The organism is Silvanigrella sp. (assembly GCF_044369315.1).
GTDB lineage: Bacteria > Bdellovibrionota_B > Oligoflexia > Silvanigrellales > Silvanigrellaceae > Silvanigrella.
Genome location: NZ_JBIPMD010000243.1, coordinates 1 through 4,691, shown reverse-complemented (window position 1 = coordinate 4,691; position 4,691 = coordinate 1). Strand labels below are relative to the sequence as shown.

At 30.1% G+C, this 4,691-nt stretch carries 6 protein-coding genes; 3 read left to right on the top strand and 3 right to left on the bottom strand.

Annotation, left to right across the window (positions count from 1 at the left end; all coding sequences use genetic code 11):
• On the bottom strand, positions 1-1,192 hold a 1,192-nt coding region (locus ACIQ56_RS14605), incomplete at its 3' end, for a LeuA family protein (protein WP_397601780.1).
• A 437-nt stretch (positions 1,193-1,629) separates the two neighbouring features.
• On the opposite strand from ACIQ56_RS14605, the gene msrA reads away from it, so the two are divergent.
• Together msrA and ACIQ56_RS14595 are read left to right on the top strand one after the other, a co-directional pair.
• On the top strand, positions 1,630-2,073 hold the full coding sequence (gene msrA / locus ACIQ56_RS14600) for a peptide-methionine (S)-S-oxide reductase MsrA (protein ID WP_397601779.1): 444 nt from the start codon (positions 1,630-1,632) through the stop codon (positions 2,071-2,073).
• 263 nt (positions 2,074-2,336) lie between these two features.
• Complete coding sequence (locus ACIQ56_RS14595; protein WP_397601778.1) at positions 2,337-2,735, top strand: hypothetical protein; 399 nt, start codon at positions 2,337-2,339, stop codon at positions 2,733-2,735.
• Between the two features lie 217 nt (positions 2,736-2,952).
• On the opposite strand, the gene ACIQ56_RS14590 is transcribed toward ACIQ56_RS14595, so the two are convergent.
• Both ACIQ56_RS14590 and ACIQ56_RS14585 read right to left on the bottom strand, forming a co-directional pair.
• Complete coding sequence (locus tag ACIQ56_RS14590; protein ID WP_397601777.1) at positions 2,953-3,582, bottom strand: substrate binding domain-containing protein; 630 nt, start codon at positions 3,580-3,582, stop codon at positions 2,953-2,955.
• Between the two features lie 16 nt (positions 3,583-3,598).
• Complete coding sequence (locus ACIQ56_RS14585; RefSeq protein WP_397601776.1) at positions 3,599-3,865, bottom strand: LysR family transcriptional regulator; 267 nt, start codon at positions 3,863-3,865, stop codon at positions 3,599-3,601.
• A 120-nt stretch (positions 3,866-3,985) separates the two neighbouring features.
• Here ACIQ56_RS14585 and ACIQ56_RS14580 point away from each other — a divergent pair, with 120 nt between their 5' ends.
• Positions 3,986-4,588 (top strand): SDR family oxidoreductase, encoded by a 603-nt coding sequence (locus tag ACIQ56_RS14580; RefSeq protein ID WP_397601775.1) that lies wholly within the window; start codon positions 3,986-3,988, stop codon positions 4,586-4,588.
• The last annotated feature ends 103 nt before the right edge of the window (positions 4,589-4,691 follow it).

Sequence of the window (4,691 nt, the reverse complement as noted above, 5' to 3'; positions counted from 1 at the left end):
GCTCTCTATCTGTGATTCCTTTTCTTCGATCTGCATATTCATTTTTTATAAATTGGGCAATATTTGCTTTTTCTTCATCATTACAAATATATCCATATTTTTCGATGATATCTTTTGCATGATTGCCTCCACTAAAAGGTCCAAATTGAAATGTAATTTCATTTCCAATTTCTCTTGGATCGAATGGCTGATAAGATAAAGGATTTTTTATAATTGCGTTTGTATGGCCTCCAGAAGAATGCTTTGCTGCATTTTCACCTGTGATAGGCCAATGATGTTGGCGTTGTAACATATTTAAGCTAACAAAGTCTGAAATATACTGTAATGTTTCTGTTTTGAAATTGGTGTAGAATGTTTCTTTATTTTTTGAGTTTTTTCCAAATGTTTTTAAGTAAAGAATGCATTGTTCTAAAGAAACATTTCCCGCTCTTTCGCCAATGCCATTAAAACATCCTTCAACTTGTGTTGCAGGACCTTCAAAAACAGCATTCATTGAGTTTTCAAGAGCTAGACCAAAATCATTATGACAATGTGTGGACCAAATTATATTTTTATTTGGAAATTCTTTTTCGATGATTCTGGAATGTTTTTTCATTTTTTCTACAAAATATTCTTCACCTTGAAGTTTACATGCCCCTCCAATGGTGTCTGGACAATTTATGATAGTAGCACCTGCATCAACGGCAGCTCGAATCACATCTGTAACAAAATCAAAATTTTCTCCCATGCGAGAATAACCTTCAGGACTAAACTCAATTTCAACGCCTTCGAGATACGCCATTTTTATAAGTTCATATACATCTTTCGTTGTTTTAGAAAAATTTTTTCCATAGTTTCCAAGTGCGTTCATTAATTGCGGATCCACAGGAAGGTATGTGTGTAACCTTGCTTTCTTGTTTGAAATCGCAGGTTCTAAAGATCGAATTGTTATTTCAAATTGTTCTTTTTTTAATTGGCATAGTGCAGCTATAACAGGGCTTGGGTTTGAATTTGTTACTTCTTTTGCGATTGTGTTTACTATCATAAAATCTAGTTTGCTAGCGCTAGGAAAACCAGCCTCTAAAATATCGACTTGAGCATTTGCTGCAAGCTTGGCGTATTCAATATTATTTTCAAAAGACATGCCTGCGCCTGGGCATTGTTGTCCATCCCTTAAAGTTGTATCAAAAATCATAATTTGTTTATTTTTCATCAGATTTTCCATATATAAAATAAAAAATTAAAATGTAATCATTTTGTAATTTTTATGTAAAATGAACTTTAAATATTTATAAAATGTTAAATATTAAATTAATAAGATTTAATTTTTTAGAGTTTAATCAGGAGAGATGGGACGAGAAGAATGGAAGTTTTTAAAACAATAGAAGTATGAGGTTTATTTTGATTGAAATATGAATATCGATAATACTCAAATGTTTTCATTTGAAAAGCCCTTATATTAACTATGAATTATACCATCAATCTGGCTAGGCGACCAATGTGAAAGTAGCATAAGGAAAATAACGTGTAAAGAATTTTTTGTGAATTTAATAATTATTCTATATTATCGTTTTTGAAAAAGTTTATTTACGAAAGGATACGACATGGAATTTGAAATAGCTACCCTTGCGGGAGGTTGTTTTTGGGGGTGTGGAAGAACTTTTTTCTGAACTAGAAGGAGTTCTGAAAACAGAAGTAGGATATACTGGTGGTTCTTCAGAAAATCCTATTTATAACCAAGTAAAAACAGGAAAAACGGGTCATGCAGAAGCAATTCAAATCCATTTTGATCCGACTAAAACGAGTTATGAAAAAATTTTAGAATATTTTTTTAGGCTTCACGATCCCACAACTTTAAATAGACAAGGGAATGATGTTGGATCTCAATACCGCTCTGCCATTTTTTATCATACAGAGAAACAAAGAATATCAGCTGAAGAAATTAAAATAAAAATTAACAATTCCGGTAAATGGAAAAATCCAGTTGTTACAGAAATTGAAAAAGCGACTCCATTTTATTCCGCGGAGGATTTTCATCAAAAATATTTGAAAAAAAACCCAAATGGGTATACCTGCCATTTTTTGAGAGACTAAATGAGAAATTTTTTCCTTCTTTTTTTTGATATGAGCGCAAAAATTTAAAAGAACATTGGAAAACAAATTTAATATCAAAAATGGTTTGTAATATTTATTTTCTTAGCATTGGAAATAATTTTATGCATATAAAAATTTATAAATAATAATTTTGTTTTTATATTAATATTTACTAAAAAACTTAAAGTCAATCATTTGACTTTTATCCTTATAAATTCTTGATAAAATCAAATGAAGAGAAACTTAATCAGAAAGGAAAAAACATGGTAGTTAAAAAAACAAGAAAACCAGCAGCAAAGAAAACAGGTACAAAGAAGACAACAAAAAAAAGAACTGCAAAAAAAGCAGGAGCAAAGAAAAAGAAAGTAACTGCTAAAAAAGCAGTAAAGAAGAAAGTAACTAAAAGAAAAACAGCTAAAAAAACAACTAAAAAAACAACTAAAAAAGCTGTAAAAAAGAAAACAACTAAAAAAGCAGGAGCAAAGAAGAAAACGGCAAAACGTGGTCGTCCAAAAAAAGTAGGAGCAAAAACTGTAAAGAAACGTGGTCGTCCAAGTAAACTAGATAAATTAAAAAAGAAGACAAGAGCACCTAGAAAGAAAAAAGCGGCATCTGAGTCGACAGAAGGTGGAAGTTCTGATTCTGGTATGAATCTGAATTAAATTTAGTAGGATAAATAAATTTAATAAGTTAAATAATTTTTTAAAATTATTTAACTTTTCATATTTAAAGATTTTATCCAAATAAATAAAACAATTTTAAAAATATATATGTTATTTAATTTAGTGTAGTATTTTTCTTCGTAAAATATTTTAAACTAAGCTTCTCCTTAGCTTGAAGATCCAAAACCACCGATTTCGTTTGGTTCCTTATAATTACTTAGGAAAAGGTTTGATCTAATAAATTTTGTAAAGAATTTATGAGGGCTGTTGAAATTACTTGCAACCTTTTTGAAGAGTTAAAACCAACTGGAGAAACAATATAAACGGGCATAGCTTCACTCTTCCAGTTTGGTAATACTCTTTTTAAAGAACCCGAAGATAATTCTTCTTGGCAAATAAATAATGGGATTAAAGCGACACCAGCTCCTTGAATCGCTAAATTTTTAAGACTATCCATTTGATTTGCAATTATTTTTGTTTTTATTTCTAAATTTATTGTTTTTCCCGTATCAAAAATCAACTTCCAATTCGGTTTGATATTTCTTGTTGTTACATCTAAACAATTACAATTTAGCAAATCAGACGGGTTTTCAATTTTGTCTATACTATTTAAATAGTCTGGTGAAGCAACCAATACCATAATAATATCGCCCACCTTTTTTGCTTTTAAATTACTCGATTTTAATTTCCCTACTCGAATTGCAATATCAAATCCTTCTTTAATAAGATCAATAATTTCATTTGTAAAAAATAATTCAAATTGTAAAATTGGATAATCTTTTGTTAATTTAGCAATTACTTTTGATATTAAATTCATTCCAATGTCTTCAGGTGCTGTAATTCGCATAATCCCAGAAATGGTATTATTTTTTTTCGTTTAAAGCTTTTTTCGCATCTTCGAGTAATTGTAATGGCTCAGCGCAGTTTTCATAAAATGCTCTACCAGCTTCTGTTAAGGCAATGGTTCTGGTCGTTCTTAACAGTAACTTGGTACCAGTTTCTTCTTCAAGCCTTGATATAGCTCGACTTAAAGTGGATTTAGGTAATTTTAAATTTTCCGCCGCTCGCGAATAACTACCAAAAAGTACAACTTTTACAAATAGATAAATTGTGTTTAAGTCTAAACTCATTGTTCCTCCAATGCAACACTGTATTGCTATTTTTTCTATATATCAACAATAATTCTTCAGCTAAAATAGTGAATAATAGGAATTGTTTCTATTATTCAACATTAATGAAGGAGGATAATCATGCAAATTAAAAAAGTTTTGGTAGTTGGAGCTACAGGAAAAGTGGGTTCTGAAATTGCAAAAAAATTAATTTCACAAGGCTATTTTGTTCGCGGTACAACAAAAGATAAAAAATTATTGAATCTGAAAGAAAAAAACTTTGAATATGTTTATTTAGATTTAGAAACTATGGAAGGACTCAAAGAGGCATTTCAAGATACAGATAGAGCATTTTTTCTTTCTCCCGCAGGTTATTTGGATCAATATAAATTGCTTTCACCATTAATTCGCGAAGCTAAAAATAAAAATTTAGAAAAAGTAGTATTAATGTCTGTTATGGGTGTTAACTTAATTGAATCGTCGCCACTTAGAAGAGCAGAAGTTGAGCTTGAAAATTCTGGATTGAATTATAATATCATTCGGCCAAATTGGTTTATGCAAAATTTTAATACCTTTTGGATACAAGGTATTATTAAGTCAAATAAAATTTTACTTCCTGCTGGTGATGCTAAAGTAAGCTTTATTGATGCAAGAGATATTTCGGATGTCGCTACAATACTACTAACAAGCAATATTCATAATAATAAAGCATTTGATTTAACTGATCCTCCCCTAAGAAAGTAGACACCCAGATCCGAAAAAAACTTATAGGAAAGAGGTGTTGAAATGGTGTTAACCAAAAGAAGGTATACAAGCGAATTCAAGCAAGGGGCGATTGAGCTTACAA

Excerpts from the sequence above, each read along its gene's own strand:
- ACIQ56_RS14595 (WP_397601778.1), top strand. The coding sequence starts at position 2,337 with ATGGTAGTTAAAAAAACAAGAAAACCAGCAGCAAAGAAAACAGGTACA.
- ACIQ56_RS14590 (WP_397601777.1), bottom strand. The coding sequence starts at position 3,582 with ATGCGAATTACAGCACCTGAAGACATTGGAATGAATTTAATATCAAAA.
- ACIQ56_RS14585 (WP_397601776.1), bottom strand. The coding sequence starts at position 3,865 with ATGAGTTTAGACTTAAACACAATTTATCTATTTGTAAAAGTTGTACTT.
- ACIQ56_RS14580 (WP_397601775.1), top strand. The coding sequence starts at position 3,986 with ATGCAAATTAAAAAAGTTTTGGTAGTTGGAGCTACAGGAAAAGTGGGT.